13 protein-coding genes are annotated in these 14,631 nt (G+C 60.1%); 8 read left to right on the top strand and 5 right to left on the bottom strand.

The features are described 5' to 3' along the window. The first annotated feature begins 12 nt into the window (after positions 1-12). The 7 genes from BDD14_RS08310 (at position 13) to BDD14_RS08280 (ending at position 10,259) form a co-directional block, all read left to right on the top strand. Positions 13-576, top strand: coding sequence for a hypothetical protein (locus BDD14_RS08310; protein WP_242617826.1), 564 nt, complete (start codon positions 13-15; stop codon positions 574-576). A 101-nt stretch (positions 577-677) separates the two neighbouring features. Next, entirely contained in the window at positions 678-1,121 is a 444-nt protein-coding gene (locus BDD14_RS08305; RefSeq protein ID WP_130418391.1) for a hypothetical protein, read from the top strand. Then, on the top strand, positions 1,118-2,833 hold the full coding sequence (locus BDD14_RS08300) for a hypothetical protein (protein WP_130418390.1): 1,716 nt from the start codon (positions 1,118-1,120) through the stop codon (positions 2,831-2,833). Before BDD14_RS08305 ends, BDD14_RS08300 begins: the two co-directional genes overlap by 4 nt. After that, complete coding sequence (locus tag BDD14_RS08295) at positions 2,824-3,753, top strand: type VI secretion system baseplate subunit TssG (RefSeq protein ID WP_130418389.1); 930 nt, start codon at positions 2,824-2,826, stop codon at positions 3,751-3,753. The genes BDD14_RS08300 and BDD14_RS08295 overlap by 10 nt, the downstream gene beginning before the upstream one ends. Beyond that, positions 3,750-5,489, top strand: coding sequence for a type VI secretion system baseplate subunit TssK (gene tssK, locus BDD14_RS08290; RefSeq protein WP_165419983.1), 1,740 nt, complete (start codon positions 3,750-3,752; stop codon positions 5,487-5,489). The genes BDD14_RS08295 and tssK overlap by 4 nt, the downstream gene beginning before the upstream one ends. A gap of 17 nt (positions 5,490-5,506) precedes the next feature. After that, positions 5,507-8,137: an ATP-dependent Clp protease ATP-binding subunit gene (locus BDD14_RS08285; protein WP_130418387.1), complete on the top strand. Its 2,631-nt coding sequence runs from the start codon at positions 5,507-5,509 to the stop codon at positions 8,135-8,137. Beyond that, the gene (locus tag BDD14_RS08280) at positions 8,118-10,259 is read left to right on the top strand and encodes a 3-keto-alpha-glucoside-1,2-lyase-like domain-containing protein (protein WP_165419982.1); all 2,142 of its coding nucleotides are present in this window, start codon (positions 8,118-8,120) and stop codon (positions 10,257-10,259) included. Before BDD14_RS08285 ends, BDD14_RS08280 begins: the two co-directional genes overlap by 20 nt. 63 nt (positions 10,260-10,322) lie before the next feature. On the opposite strand, the gene BDD14_RS08275 is transcribed toward BDD14_RS08280, so the two are convergent. Further along, positions 10,323-11,183: a helix-turn-helix domain-containing protein gene (locus BDD14_RS08275; RefSeq protein ID WP_165419981.1), complete on the bottom strand. Its 861-nt coding sequence runs from the start codon at positions 11,181-11,183 to the stop codon at positions 10,323-10,325. A 354-nt stretch (positions 11,184-11,537) separates the two neighbouring features. On the opposite strand from BDD14_RS08275, the gene BDD14_RS31680 reads away from it, so the two are divergent. Continuing rightward, positions 11,538-11,693 carry a hypothetical protein gene (locus tag BDD14_RS31680; protein ID WP_165419980.1) on the top strand — a complete coding sequence of 52 codons (156 nt, stop codon included), beginning with the start codon at positions 11,538-11,540 and terminating at the stop codon, positions 11,691-11,693. Between the two features lie 187 nt (positions 11,694-11,880). On the opposite strand, the gene BDD14_RS08270 is transcribed toward BDD14_RS31680, so the two are convergent. From BDD14_RS08270 to BDD14_RS08255, 4 genes are read right to left on the bottom strand one after another with little or no spacing between them, the layout of a single operon-like run. Next, on the bottom strand, positions 11,881-12,570 hold the full coding sequence (locus BDD14_RS08270; protein WP_130418384.1) for a heme exporter protein CcmB: 690 nt from the start codon (positions 12,568-12,570) through the stop codon (positions 11,881-11,883). Beyond that, complete coding sequence (gene ybaK, locus BDD14_RS08265) at positions 12,567-13,097, bottom strand: Cys-tRNA(Pro) deacylase (protein WP_130418383.1); 531 nt, start codon at positions 13,095-13,097, stop codon at positions 12,567-12,569. The genes BDD14_RS08270 and ybaK overlap by 4 nt, the downstream gene beginning before the upstream one ends. Beyond that, a complete protein-coding gene (locus BDD14_RS08260) occupies positions 13,094-13,822 on the bottom strand; it encodes an ABC transporter ATP-binding protein (protein ID WP_130418382.1) in 729 nt (242 codons plus the stop codon). The genes ybaK and BDD14_RS08260 overlap by 4 nt, the downstream gene beginning before the upstream one ends. A 58-nt stretch (positions 13,823-13,880) precedes the next feature. Continuing rightward, a complete protein-coding gene (locus tag BDD14_RS08255) occupies positions 13,881-14,330 on the bottom strand; it encodes a cytochrome c maturation protein CcmE (protein ID WP_130418381.1) in 450 nt (149 codons plus the stop codon). Between the last annotated feature and the right edge of the window lie 301 nt (positions 14,331-14,631).

The raw sequence follows: 14,631 nt of genomic DNA, 5'->3' as shown, positions 1-14,631 counted from the left end.
AGGAGGCCAGGGATGTGGTTTGACCTTATCTCGCGTGCTCTTCGTCAGCTGCTGCACTGGCCGCCTGAAGTTCAACCAAAAGCGCCAAAACCAAAGGAAGAAGCGAGGGCTGTTCACATGTCGAATCCATTACGCAGCACGGTCACGGTAGACGGAAACAAGTTTGACGCGCTGGCCAGCACAGTGCGTTTTGCCACTTTGAAGGATCGCGCGGGAATGCCTGAGATGGGCACACTCTCCACCGCGATCAAAATCTATATCGACTTCCACGATGACACGAATGTGCCGTACGGCACGTTGCAGCGGCTCTTTGATCTGGCTCATGTCGTGACCCGCGACAAAATCGTCGACATGAAGATCGAGTACTGGAAAGATGACTCGAAGAAGGACGCTCTGTGCAGCTACAAGTTCAAAGGCTGGATTAGCCGCTTTGAGACGGGAAATCCATTGCCGACATCGACCCCCGATGGGAATTCGGATCTGTCCAGCCACTCAACGGTCAATCATCTGTTGACGCTGGAGCTTGAGCCGGCGATGAATCAACAGAACTTCAAAGACATCACCATGGGCAATTAGATACATCGCCGGCAGGGCTCGCCCGCGGTGTTTTCTGGGCCGTTGGCGAGCCTGCTTCGTCACTGCAGGCTGTACGGTCACCTTCCTCAGGAGTCACAAAGTTGATCCCAACTTATCGCGCAGACAATCTCTCGAGTCCGTCGATTGCATTTCCTCTGCGCCTGCAGCAGGGGCTGCTGCAGAAGACCGATGAACGGGAGACATATCTGATGCTCGTCGGGATCATGGCGCGAACACCCCGAGGCTCATGGGCCGGTCATCCACTCTTTGGCTTTCAGGAGTTTTTCCCCGAGATCGCCAGGGAGGGTCTGTCGGAGGAGTCGCGTGAACGCATGGCCGCAGCCACAGCCGAACAGATCAACTCGGTCCTGCTTGAGCTCGGACTGACCCGTTACCGCGTTGACTCTCTCGTGCTTGATCCGCTCCAAAAAAGTATGCAGCAGTCCGATGACGCGCGCTGGACAACACGTGCGACCGAAGGACGTGGTGTGACTCTGCTGCTGCGGGAACACAGCAGCGACCGCACGGTAGGGTACGCCTTATGAATTCAAGCGCCGCCGAAATCGATCTGAAGCTCCGCGACGACTTTCGGCGCTATCTGCGAGAGTACGGAATCGAGTCGACGATCATCGACCCTGTGCTGGCCGTGCTCTTCCGCACCCTGGCCTCGCAGATTCACGCTCTGTCCTCCGACACCGACAGGCTCCGGACAGCGCTGCTCGATGAGCTTCTGGAAGGTCTCGGTTTTGAGCGCCGCTTTGCCCATCCTGCGCAGGTAGTGGTGCGTTATCGTTGCCAGGCGGAGTCGGCGCATGTCAGCGCGGGAACCGTGCTGGGCGGAGAGCCTGAGAGCGGCGGCCGGATGAGCTTTACGACGGACTACGGTATCTCCGTCTCTCCTGCGCGGATTGCAGCGGTGTTCGTTTACCAGTGCCTCAGGGCAAGCAGCCGCTCAGCAGGCGCAGATCTGGGCGGAGAGCTGCGCCTGCTCAGCGGCATTGAACTGCCGACGGAGAGCCTGCGCGCCGGGCCGTCGTATAGCGCAGTTCCCGCGGAGTTGGGGCCGCACCCGGCGATCTACATTGCGATTGAGAATTTTGCCCCCACGTATCTTTCCCGGCATGGAATCTTTTTGCAGACCAGCCCGGAGGCTACGCTGTTGAGCGCGCAGCTGGAGAGCGAAAACTGGTGTCTCGCCTCGAACGATGGCCGGTTCGAAGCCGCGGGAGTGCTCCGCCCACGCGAACTGAATGCGGGACAGCACCAACTCCATTGGTTGAAGATGACCGACGAAGCAGCGGGGATACAGAAAGGTGTGGAGACGCCGTCGTTGCCTGGAGGCTTCTGGCGGGGGAGGTGCTTTGTACTCCCGGCTATCCCTGCGCAGCGGCATTTTCTGTGCGACGTCCCCCAGGGTATGGAGACTCCACTCCGCTCGATCTTCGAACGCCCAGGACTCTTTATCAGGCCACGGGCGTGGCTGCGCATCCAGCTCGATGCCCGCGTAGAAACGCTGCACACTGCCATCTCGGCGGTCTATCTGCATGCGCAGAGCGCCTCCAATGTGGAGTGTTCCAACCAGACGGTGAACTTCAAAGAGAACGGCACGACGATCCCTGTCAGCAGAGAGACAGGCGGCCGTTCTTTTCTCGTGGCGCCACTTTCGATCACCGGAGAAAGCGGGGAGACATACCTTCCCGAGTTTCAGCCTTCCTTTAGTCCAGGCATAGGGAGATACCGTCTTCACCAGGGCTATCTGACGCTGTTGCCGGGCAAGATGCCGGACGGATCGGAGGAAACCTACGCCAATGTGCGTCTCTGGATGACTGCGGGGACGGCCGGGAACCAGATGGGAGTTGCGCGTCTGCAGAGTTTTGTGAAAGAGCCGCCAGTCCGCAGCCTGACGGTTGAAAATATCACCGCGGGTGCGGGCGGCTCCGATGGTGAAGGCCTGCATTCGGCGCAGCGGCGATTCTCTGAGGCGTTGCTATCACGGCAACGTTTGCTCACACGCATCGATCTCGAAACCTCAATCCGTTCCTTCGATCGCCGCATCACGCGCATCGATGTTCATCCAATCCTTGTGCGAAGCACGCGCGGACTGCGTCGGCTGCACCGCATCACGGTGATGGCGGGGCGCGACAGGTTTGCCGCTCCCGAAGAAGAGGCACGCGTCCTTGTCAACGATCTGCACAGTTATCTTGCGGAGCGGGTGCCACTCGATGTAGACGTGAACGTGGAGCTGGCATGGACATAACCGTCTTACAGCCGCCCGGGAAGCAGTACCCCACGATGCCCGACTTCGCGCAGGGTACTGCCGGTTTTGTCCATACGATTGACTCGGCCGTTCATGTACTCGATGCGCTGGGTATTGCCGAGTCGCGTCTCAACCTGCGCATGGCCGGCGCCGGCCGTCCCAGTTTGCAGATCGTGCGCCAGTCTCCATCTCCCGGTACTCCGCTCACTCCCTCCGTGCCCGTCACGCTGTGGATCGCCGGCTTCGGCTGCTTCGAAGCCTTGCCGCTGCCCATGCGCGAGTCCGGTGGAGAGGCCGAGATGGGCACACGAGAGTTATCTCAGCTCTTCGACGATCCCATGCAGAAGGCGGCTCAGTGGCTTCGTGCCGGCGCTCCTCTCTTCCAGATCGGTCCAGGAAAATTTGCAGCTTGCCGCCGCTGGCTTACGCTCTTCGGTATCGAGTCTGCAGTCTGGCCTGAGGATCTGCTTTATCCGCTTGCATTGTTGGCGCCCACGCTGCCGGTCATGGCCGCGCGCGAGGTCGGGATTCGTTTGACCTTTCTCGTTCTCCTCGGCCTGCCTGTAAAGCGTATCGAGTACAGCGATGCGCATCGGCTGCTCAGAAGGGAAGACCAATCGCTTCTCGGTTCGCGGGCAAGCCGCCTCGGACGCGACTTCCTCGTAGGAGATCGTCAGCTCGACACCGACTCCGTCACGATTCGGTTAGGCCCCGTATCACTCGATACCTATACCAGTTTCCAGTCTGAGCAAGGCCGCCGGCTTATTCAGATGACCACGGACTTATGCGTGAGCGCCTGGCAGCGCCATTCCATCGCCTGGGTGCTTGAGGATGCCCGGCAGGCTCCTCGTCTTGGAATCGCGGCGAAAAATAGCCGCATCGGTCTCAACTTTCACCTCGGTAGAGGAGCATGTGCATGAACCAGAAAGACATTCACCACAACGCGGTCAACTGGGAGTTTGGGATGCTCGTCGCTCCGGAGCACTTTCTGCGGCAGGAGCGCTTCTACGAGGCGGAAATGCTCTGGATGATGCGCTACACCCACGACGGCTTCGGGTTGATCGGTGGTGGCCCGCGTCTGCCGGAGAGTGAGGTCGGAGCGGTAAGGCATGATCCCGTCATCACCCTCTTGGAAGATGAGCACACGCTGCGCATCACGGTGACGCAATGCCGCGGCCTTACCGTATCCGGCACTCCGGTCGAGATTACGCCGGACTATCCGCTCTATCAGGAGTTCAGCAAAAGCGACCTGGAAGGCATCAAGGAAGCGCGTATCTACATTGTGGCTCCACCCCATGTCTACACCGTACTCGATGGCGCGCCCGACGAGCATAACCCACAGATGCAGACAGAACGGATTCGTTGCTGCCGACTGACGTTGCAGCCACACGGCGAGGAAGTGCAACACGCAATTGCGGTGAGCCGCATACGCCGCTCCGAGCGCAGTCTCGCCTATGAGCAAGACTCCCGCTTCATTCCACCCTGCACCCATCTGACTGCCTTTAGCGAACTCAGTGCCGCCTGGCGGCGAATTGTCGAGCAGCTTTCCTATCTCTCCAGCCGCTTCATCGAGCTGCATCGCGCCATGCAGGAGTACATCGAGCTGACCCGTGAGCGCGGCATCGACGTTGGCATCGATCGCGATACGCTCGAGTTCGTCAAACGGATCATTCCCTCCATTGAGGCATGTCTCTATGACTGTCTCAATCCCACCCAGCTCCCCGCTCAGTTCTTTGGCAGTCTCCGCAAGTTTCTACAGGGCGCTGCCGTGAGTCTGGATCTGAACCCGCCAGTGCAGCAGTACTTCGATGCATTGAAAAATGCTGGCGAAACGGAGTTCGTTCCTCTTGTAGAGCAGCAGAAGCAGCTATTGAAGAGCTCGCCGCGCTGGCGAGTCGAAGACGATCTCGGCCTGGAGGTCCGCTTCGTGCAGAACTCATTGCGCAGCCTGCAGACTTTGGAGCGCGCTCTCGAAGGCAAATACATCGACTTCCGCGTAAGCCCCACGCTCGATACGATGAACTTCGTCTTCGACCGTGGCGGAAGCGCGCTCTACAAGCTGGCTGCCAAACCCGCACGGCTGCAGGGCTTCGGCGATGAGATGACATTCTATTTCGCCAACGTCCGGCTCGAAGGGCGTGAAAAATACAGGATTATCCTTACCGCCGAGCTGGATCATGAGTACGCCGCAGAGACACAGTTGCCCGTAGAGATCCGAATCAACGAAGGAAGCGGATCGCGTCGCGCCCCGATCCACGGCGTAGGGCAGGTGCGCTTCGCCGGACAAAAAAACGTGGAGTTCGATTTCGAGGCCCCCGACATTGCGACCGTGACCGATCTGCGGGTTGCGGTGCCGGCGCACTTCAGCGTGCGGACGGCCCTGCTGTTCGTGCGCCATCGCTTCTACGCTCAGGATACCGAGAAGATGAATCTGCCCAGTCAATCGATTGAGACATCCCCTCGAGCGAACGAAGAAGCGGAAGGGCTCGCAGTAGTTCGCGCCGATGCGGCACCTCGGGCCTTTCGGCCACCCTTGCAGCCTCAGCCGGCCAGAAATTGGAATGCGTGGGGCTCTCGTGAGGAGCAGACGGCCGCGTCTGAGACCGGACAGATGGAAAACCCTGTTCCTCCGCCGCGCAGACGGCGCCTGGAATAAAGATCGCGGAGAATTGCATGGCATTCCCACTGGATAAATTGTCCGCGGAGTTTGAGACGGCGCTTGACCGCGCGCGTCGCTTTGCGGAAGAGCGCAGGCACGCCAGCATTGCACCGGAGCATCTGTTGTATGTGCTGCTCGAAGAGAAGGCGATGACAGCCTATCTCACGAGGGCAGGCATTTCGCCAGCCCCCATCCTTGCGGCGCTTACCGTACGCCTTAACCGACTGCCTGCGATCGACCGCGATCCGGGACGGCGTCCTGTCGCTTCACGTGGTCTGCGCGATCTGATCGAACATTCGTTTCATGAGATGGATGCGCGTGGGGCCGAGACCGCTGAACCCGTGGACTTCCTGCAGGCTGCCTCTGTACATAGTGAAGAACTCGCGAAGGAGCTGCGCGCAGCGGGCATTACGCGAGAAACCCTTATGATGGCGAAGGACCGGAGCGATTCTACAGAGGAAGCTTTGAACGGCGCGGCTGGCGCGCATGGATCGAGTTCGTACGGCGCCGGAACGAATGCCCCCTCCGGCAAGTTGCTCCTGCGGTTCGCGCGAGACCTTACGGCACTCGCTCGTAGCGGAGAGCTCATGCCCGTCGTCGGGCGCGACGAAGAGATTCGGCGCGTCATCCAGACATTGCTGCGCAAGACCAAGAGCAATCCGGTCTGCGTCGGAGACCCAGGTACCGGCAAGACTTCCATCGCGGAGGGGCTGGCCTTGCGCATCGCGGCCGGAGACGTTCCCGAGTCTCTCAAGGGCTGCAGGGTTCTCGCACTCGACCTGACTGCGATGGTAGCTGGCACGAAATATCGCGGGGAATTTGAAGAGCGCCTCAAAGGCATCGTCGATGAGGTTCGTGCGCGCAAAGGAGAGATCATCCTCTTCCTCGATGAGCTGCACACCCTCGTCGGCGCCGGTGGCAATGAAGGTGGCATGGATGCGGCCAATATTTTGAAGCCTGCGCTCGCACGCGGCGAGTTGCGCTGCGTCGGAGCGACAACCTTCGACGAGTATCGCGAAAAGATTGAGAAGGACGGTGCGCTTGCACGCCGCTTCGATGTGGTCGTCGTCAAGGAGCCCACTGACGAGGCGATGCTGATCATCCTTCGCGGAATCCGCTCCCGATACGAGACCTATCATGGTGTCCGGCTGGCCGACGAAGCTCTGCACGCTGCGGTCAAACTTTCGCGGCGATACCTGCCTGTGCGTTTTTTGCCCGATAAGGCGATCGACATCCTTGACGAAGCCTCCGCGCGCATTCGCATGCAGAAGGAGTCGAAGCCGCGAGAGATTGACCGGCTGGAGCGCCTGCTAGCCGACAAGCGGATGGAGCTTGAAAGTATGTCTCCTAACGCGAAGCAGTTCTCCGCGCTCTCCGACGAGATCGCGGAACTGACAAGGCGCGTTGATGGGTCGACGGCAAAATGGCTGATGCAGAAGCAGGCCTCCGAAAGTCTGCAGGCTACGAAGCAGGCTATCGAAGAGCAGACGGCTCTTCTGATCAAGACGCAGGCTGCAGGCGACATCACCCGGGCCGCCGAGATCCGCTACGGAGCCTTGCAATATCTTGAGGCGCAACGCAGCGATCTGGAGCGCCAGCTTGAGGATGAAACTGGCCAAAGCCCTGCTGTACCGGATGAAGTGCGGGCAGAGCACGTCGCGGAGGTCGTCGCGGAACGCGTCGGTATTCCCATCCACCGTATGCTCGAGAGCGAACGCGAGCGTTTGCTGAAGCTTGAAGAACGGCTGTCGGAACGTATCTTCGGCCAACCGGAGGCCGTGATTGCCGTTGCGGAGGCAGTCAGGCGAATGCGTGCCGATCTTGAAACTCATCGCAAGCCCAACTCGTTTCTCTTCGTCGGCCCCACCGGCACAGGAAAGACGGAGCTGGCCAAGGCGCTGGCAGATGCGCTCTTCGACGACGAGACAGCGCTCATCCGCGTTGATATGGGAGAGTACAAGGAGAAAGGTTCCGTCAGTGGCCTCATCGGATCGCGGCCCGGCCTGATCGGTTCCGACGAGGGTGGCTATCTCACCGAACGGGTCCGGCGAAGCCCCTACTCCATCGTGCTCTTTGATGAGGTCGAGAAGGCGCACCCCGAGGTTCTGGATCTTCTGCTGGGCGTGCTCGACGAAGGCAGGCTGACTGATGCAAAGGGACGCTTCTGCGACTTCTCGAACGCCATCATTCTGTTTACCTCCAACCTGGGCGCACGCGAAGCGATGGCCCAGAGCGACGAGCCAGAAGCGCGCCGCGCGATTATCTCTGAGGTCGTACGAGCGACGCTTCGACCTGAGCTGTACAACCGCATCTCTCAGGTGGTGCCTTTCGATGCGCTTACCTCGGTAGAGCTTGAGCGGATAGTAGGGCACTCACTCGATCGCCTACGCAAAAAACTCGCGGAGGAACGCGAGATCGAGATGAGCACCCATGAGGCTGCGGTCAAGCATCTGGCCGCGCTCTCCTACGATCCGGAGTATGGCGCAAGGCCAGTAGGCAGGACCATGCAACAGGTCGTTTTCTCCCCACTGGCCACGGCATTGATCGCGGGCGAGATCGAGCAGGGACAGAAACTGCACCTCAATTATTCGGAAGAGACAGGACTCAGCTTTGACATCTCCCAGAATGCCACGGCCACGGCATAACGGCCGGGCGCTCGCCGCTGCGGCCCTCTCACTTCTCTTTCTCGCTCCCTGGATGGGCGCTTCGGAGCCGGCTGGCCCTTTGCCCACCGACGAGGCTTCGCAAGGTTGGATCCGTCTCTTCGACGGAACCTCCCGCTCCGGCTGGTCCAGCAATGGAGACTGGCAGATTGCCGGCAATGCGCTCGTCTCGGACTCGGCGGAGCAGAGCCGCCTGCGAATGACTGCTTCGTTCTCTGACTTCGATCTGAAGTTCGAGGCTCGTATGACCGGCGGCCCTGCGACGCTGCTGCTGCGCGCCGATCCGCAAAGCAAGCCAGCGCAACCGGGTTACACGATGTCACTCAGCGATGGCACCATGGAGGGAATCAGTGGAGCGGAGCCTGCTTCGACTCCAGCAACTCGCGCTTGGAATACCTACGAAGTGAAGGCGGAGGGCACCCATCTGCTCGCCACCCTCAACGGAAAAATGACCGCGGATGGAAAGAATACGAAGAATCGAGTGGGCTACTTTGAGTTCGCAGCGCCGCGTGGCACGAAGCTCGAAGTTCGCTCCATCCAGCTCAAGCCGCTGGGCCTCGACCGGCTTTACAACGGCTCCAACCTTGACGGCTGGCGAGCTGTAGCCGCGCCCGCTCCAGAGAAAAAATCGAAGCTGAAGCTGCCGATTCCGGGCCTGTCCGGCAAGCCCAAGCCCTCAAGAAATGTCCGGTGGTCGGGCTCGGGAGGCATTCATGGAGAAGGGGGCGAGGGCCTGCTTGAGTCGACCACCGCCTATGACGATTTCGTGTTGCAGTTCACGGCGAAGACTTCCGCGATTGATGGCGACGGCCATACCGCAACGGAGATATTTTTTCGCGGAACGCCCGGACAATTCGATTCTGGATACGCGATCAGCACCGATACGGCTACGGCGCGTCAACTCGAGGATGGAAAATCTTTCGGCGTCGGCGGTCTGGTCAGGTTAGAGAAGGCGCGCGCCTCTTCGATAGCGGCCGGACAGCCCTTCACTGGTACGGTAATCGCTCGTGCCCATCGCATCACCGTGTGGATCAACGGCACTCTGGTGACCGATTACTACGACTCCCGTCCCGAGGGCGCATACCACTCGGCCGCCGGACCTCTGGGTTTTCGCATACAAAGCGACAAGGCCAAGCTCGACCTGCTCGATGTTCAGATAGCGGCTCTGCCGAAAGGACCTGCGCCTCCGCCTCCACCGGCACCTGTCTTAGAGATTCCCGGAACGACGCCCATCACTCCCGCTGCGGCTCCGCCTGCTGCCATCCCCGTGCCCACAGTGCTTGGCCCGTCACCTGAAGACAAAGCCAACCAGGAGCAGATCCGCAGATTAACCATGGATGCTCTGAGTGCCTCCACCCCGGAAGAGGCCGTGCGCATCAATAAGCAGATTCTGTTTCTCGATCCAGGGGATATGCCTGCGCAGCAGCGACTGGACAAGGCCCAGGGCCAGATCGACGCCGCAAACGCACAGCGCGAGCACGGTATGGCAGAGCAGCAGGCTTCCACCACCAGGCTTCAGGAAAACATCGCCCGACGCGATGCGCTCGTACGCCAGACGCAGGACGCACTGTTGCAGGGCAGTCTCAACCAGGCGAGGGACCGGTTGAACGACGCGCAACGGCTTGGAGCCAGCGGGCCCGCTGTCGATCGCCTGCAGGCACTCATCCGATCCCGGCTCAGAGACCGTCTCCTGCTCCGTGCTGGCCTTGGCGGAGGTGGCCTTCTGGTCCTCGTTGGGCTTCCCGTTTTTTTCTGGAGACGCCGTGGCAGGACCGTGATCGCCTATCTCATCGCTCTCGACGGCGTCGACAAGGGCAAGCGTTACCTATTGAACCAGGAGGTCACCCACATCGGCGGGGTCGCCATGGACGGAGGCAGAAAAAATGAGGTACTCGTTCGCGATCCGGACCGGCAAGTATCCCGCTTTCACTGTGAGGTGCATAAGCGCGACAGGAATTGTTACCTCATCGATCTCGACAGCTCGAACGGCACCTCTCTGCGTAACCATCCTCTCCAGCCTGGAGTAGCCGCCCGGCTGCGCGACGGAGACAGGTTCACTCTCGCGCGAGCCGCCGCCTTCGAGCTGCACCTGGAACGTCAGTAGACTTTGAGCTTCAACAGTCCGGATCGTCAGATTCGTATTGCAGGTCATCCTCGCAAGATGCAATCAAAGCTGAGCGCGATAGCCGCTGGGAGATGCCCCGGTAAAACGGTGAAAGATCCTGGAGAAATGCTGATGGGTTCGAAAGCCGGAAGCCAGCGCAACATCGAGAATCGAGCGGCTCGGATCCGACAAAAGAGTCTTCGCATGTTGAATCCGGCGGCCGAGTACAAACTGGTGTGGCGTTGTGCCCAAGGTCTTGCGGAAAAGACTGCAAAAGTGTGAGGGGCTCAATCCGGCTGCCTGCGCCAGTTCGCTCAGGCTGATCTCTTCTTCAATGCGTGCGTGGATAAACTCATTCACGCGCTTCATTCGATAAGGAGCCAGCCCGCCTTTGAACACCTGCGCCGCACGGCATGCGATGCCGTCATAGTTGACCAGAATCGCCGCCAGAGCCTGCTCGATTCCGTCGACAAACAGGCGCCCCGCAGAATATCCGTATATTCGCTCGCACTCCAGCGCATAGAGCAGGGAGGAAAGCCTCCTGTCCCTGGCCGCCCTGTCCGTTGGCACGCAGTCTCGTATGCCCGGCGAGGCTTCGGCCGCCTGTGTCAGTGCCGAATCGGACAAGCGAACGGTAAGGGTGGAGGTTGGCGAATCAAGACGGAATATCTGTTCGCACGCGCGTTTTTCGATCACCACGCAGCCCTTTGTTAGAACGAGGCCCCGAAGATCACCGGCTCTGCTCCCATATTCCACACCGCAACGCTTCATATATAGCGTCAGTACCTGGTCAGGAAGGATTACCGTCTGCCAATCGGTCTGGCAGATCTCGTGTTTCTCGATTAACAGCGATGGCGATGGAGAGAGCGCCCCTTGCAGATCCGAGTCGAAGAGGGGCTTCTTTTCCCCATCGCGGATGGCCATAATTCGCATGGCCTCCGTAGATTGATCCAAAAAATTCTTTTCGGGCTCTTTGACGAACAATTGCTTACACCTCTGTTTGCAATAGCTTCATCTCATCCAAATGTATGTGGATCAATGGGTTACCAGGGATATAAAACTCCCGCTAACTCGTCTATGTTGTTTTACGGTGGTTGCGAACTGTTGCGGTTAACAGGGCAATAATCCTGTGCAGATTTCTGCAGATCCGGTTATCCCTCTTTCATGACTGTCAGCAAAACGCTTTCTTTCTGATAGAGAATCTCGTCACAAAGACTGAATCACCTTGACATTGGCAACTTTGACTTATGAAGCCGTGCGTTGCAGGTGAAAGAGTGGATGCCCAGATCAAAGATGATTGACGGCTGGCTCGACGGCTTCCTTGTCACCTGGATTCGGCCCCTGCACGGGCAAATGCTCGCGCTGCAGCTGGAGCGACTGCGATTGCTTGATGAGCAAATCGCAAAGCTGACAGTCCGATTGCGCAGGCCATGAAGCCGCATCAGGACGCCGTAATACGACTGGCTATTGTCTGGATTTCGCGGTCGGGGGAAAGGGGCAGCACGAGCGAACCGCATGTCTCTCCACTGCGCGGCGGCGCCGTTCCGGTCGAGATGACACTTTAATTGTTCAGGAGGCTTGCTTCGTATGGTTTTAGGTCGCTGAGCTGTTGGGCATTCAGCTACTCGGCGTTGAGGACGGTCTCGAAGAGGAGGATGCAGACGGTGGTGTAGATGATGTCGTAGCAGGCGAGCTGGGTGATCCAGGAACGGAGATAGATGGGATCGAGCTCGGCGGTGAGGACGCCTGTGGTGGCCTGCACCATCATGAGGAGTGCGGGAAGCGAGAGCGGAAGAAGGATGAGGGGGAGGAGGAGCTCGCGGTTACGGGCGCGCAGGCCGAGCGCGGCGAAGAAGGTCCCGTTGACGACCAGGGCCCAGGTTCCGAGGGGAAGAATGAGCGCGAGAAGCCAGGCGTTGCCGAGGACATGCAGATTGAAGAAGACGACGAAGATAGGCGCAAGAACGGCTTCGACGACGAGAACGAAGAGCATGTTGGCCAACGCCTTGCCGACGAAGAGCGCAGAGGCGGGCGAGGGAGCCATGCGCTGGGCTTCGAGGACCTGGTTGCGCTGCTCGCGGGTCCAGGACTGGTTGAGCGCGGTCATCGACGCGAAGAGGAGGCCGACCCAGAGAATGCCTCCGGAGATCTGGCGGGTGACGGTGGGGTAGCCCGCGGGATCGAAGGCGATGGAAAAGACGACGACCATCAGGAGCACGAAGAAGAGCATGCCGTTGATGGAGTCGCGGGAGCGCCACTCGAGGCGGAGATCCTTGCGGAGATGGTCGAGGACGTAGCGGAGATACCTCAACGGGCGTCTCCAATGCTCTCGGGGGCGGAGGCTTTGGTCAGGTCGGCGAGAGTGGCCTGGGTGGCGCGGAGGTAGTCGGCGGGGGAGAGGATGAGCTGGAGGCCGCGAAGGCCGGCGGAGACGCTGATGATGTCGAAGAGCTCGATGGTCTCGTCGGCGAAGGCAGGGAAGGGCTTGCGGGCGCCCATGACGGTGACTCCGCCGCGGATGTAGCCGGTGAGGGGCTCGACGTCTTTGAGGGAGGCGAGCTCGGCCTTTTTGGCTCCGGCGGCAAGGGCGAGTTTTTTGAGGTCGAGCTCGGAGTCGCCGGGGATGACGGCGAATAAGTGCTCGCCGATGTTGGTGTGGGAGAGGAGGGTCTTGAAGACCTGCTCGGCGGGGAGGCCGATCTTGCGGGCTACGGAGATGGCGGTGAGGTCTTCGGGGTCGACCTCGTAGGCGCGGAGCTCGTAGGTGATGCCGAGGGAGTCGAGGAGGCGGGCTGCGTTGGTCTTTGCCAATTTCTGGGTGGGCTCGGCTGATTTCATCCGTGGGTTCCGGTAGCGATGTCGACGACCTGGCCCTGACGCATGGTGAGGGTGCGGTCGGCGAGGGGTTCGGCGAGCGAGGCCTGATGGGTGGTGAGGATGAGGGTCCGGGCGCCGCCGCCACCGCCGCCGTCTTTGTTGAAGACGGGCCAGGTGCGGAAGTCGGCGAGAAGCTCGACGAGGTGTCCGGCGCTGGCGACGTCGAGATTGGAGAAGGGCTCGTCGAGGAGGAGGAGCTCGGGATCGGTCTGGAGGACGCGGGCGAGGGAGGCGCGCTGGCGCATGCCCTGCGAATACTGGCCCAGGGGGCGGGTGAGCGTGGGGTCGAGGCCGACGGCGCGAAGGGCCATCTCGGGCGAGCCGACGCAGGCGCAGCTATCGCCGCGATGGAGGGTGGCGAAGTAGGTGAGGTTCTCCATGGCGGTGAGCTCGTCGTAGAGCATGGTGGAGTGGCTCATATAGGCCACGCGGTGACGATGCTGATGAGGAGGGCCGCCGAAGACGGTCGCTTTGCCTCGGGTGGGAGTGATGAGGCCGGCGACGACGCGCAGAAGCGTGGATTTGCCGGCGCCGTTTTCGCCGAGGATGACGGTGGAAGAGCCGGCAGGAAAAGTGGCGGAGACGTTGCGCAGGGCGGCGAAGGCTCCGTAGATCTTGGAGACGGAGTCAAGGCTGGCGGCTGTGGTCGCGGCGGCTTCAGCACGGGTTGGAGCGGCGGTGGACATGCGCGGGTGTGCCAGGAGTCTTCTAGCGAGTATAGAGCGAGAGGCTCAGCGAAGAAGACTAGCGGGCTACGGGAAGCGCGGTCGCGGTGGTGGTGGGCTTTTGATCTGTCGCAGGCGCGTACTTGGAGGCGCACTTGGCCTGGAGCTGAGTGGCGTGGAAGACGCCGTCGTGGCCGTAGGTTCCGATGGCGAGAGCCTGAGCGTCGTCCTTGAAGGTGTCGGGCGGCGGCTCGGAGCCCTGGTAGGTGACTCGCAGGGTGCGGCCCTGCTCGAGCAGGGTGAAGGTGGCGTTGGTTCCGGCGCGCTGAATACTGCCGGGCGCTACGTTGCCAGCCACGCGGAGATGGCGCACGTAGGCTTTGTTGCCCATCTTCTGAAGCTCGCCGATGGTGACGTAGTAGCTCTTGTTGTCGCGCACGCCGGTGACGGCGAGGTAGCCGACGGTCCCGAGGATGAGGACGGTGGCGATGATGATCTTCAGCGGGCTCTTGCGGTCGGGGTTCGGCATGTCTCTGTCCCCCATTATAGAGATTTTGTCGGAGTGCAACTGTACTTTCGTCGAACTGCGTTTGTAAAGGAGAGGTCACATTTTTTTCGGCCTCCCCGATTGAAGATTCGAGTATTGTGCTGCGGAGGACGAGCCCTTCGTTTTGCTGAAAAGTATTGTTTTCTGTCTGGTAGCTTGCTTGTCGTTCCGATGTCAGCCCAAAACCCGAACGAAGGTTTTGAAACCTAATGAGTCGCAGAGATCAAAAAAATGAAAATTGAGGGAACTCCTGTTCTCCTGTGGCGTATCCACAGGTATCAAT

This window comes from Edaphobacter modestus, assembly GCF_004217555.1.
Lineage (GTDB): Bacteria > Acidobacteriota > Terriglobia > Terriglobales > Acidobacteriaceae > Edaphobacter > Edaphobacter modestus.
Note: the sequence above shows the minus strand (reverse complement) of the source record. Positions and strands in the feature narration are given on the sequence as shown.

Coding starts and splice junctions, on each gene's coding strand:
- BDD14_RS08285 (WP_130418387.1), top strand. CDS start 5,507: ATGGCATTCCCACTGGATAAATTGTCCGCGGAGTTTGAGACGGCGCTT.
- ybaK (WP_130418383.1), bottom strand. CDS start 13,097: ATGAAATCAGCCGAGCCCACCCAGAAATTGGCAAAGACCAACGCAGCC.
- BDD14_RS08260 (WP_130418382.1), bottom strand. CDS start 13,822: ATGTCCACCGCCGCTCCAACCCGTGCTGAAGCCGCCGCGACCACAGCC.
- BDD14_RS08300 (WP_130418390.1), top strand. CDS start 1,118: ATGAATTCAAGCGCCGCCGAAATCGATCTGAAGCTCCGCGACGACTTT.
- BDD14_RS08280 (WP_165419982.1), top strand. CDS start 8,118: ATGCCACGGCCACGGCATAACGGCCGGGCGCTCGCCGCTGCGGCCCTC.
- tssK (WP_165419983.1), top strand. CDS start 3,750: ATGAACCAGAAAGACATTCACCACAACGCGGTCAACTGGGAGTTTGGG.
- BDD14_RS08275 (WP_165419981.1), bottom strand. CDS start 11,183: ATGGCCATCCGCGATGGGGAAAAGAAGCCCCTCTTCGACTCGGATCTG.
- BDD14_RS08310 (WP_242617826.1), top strand. CDS start 13: ATGTGGTTTGACCTTATCTCGCGTGCTCTTCGTCAGCTGCTGCACTGG.
- BDD14_RS08295 (WP_130418389.1), top strand. CDS start 2,824: ATGGACATAACCGTCTTACAGCCGCCCGGGAAGCAGTACCCCACGATG.
- BDD14_RS08255 (WP_130418381.1), bottom strand. CDS start 14,330: ATGCCGAACCCCGACCGCAAGAGCCCGCTGAAGATCATCATCGCCACC.
- BDD14_RS31680 (WP_165419980.1), top strand. CDS start 11,538: ATGCCCAGATCAAAGATGATTGACGGCTGGCTCGACGGCTTCCTTGTC.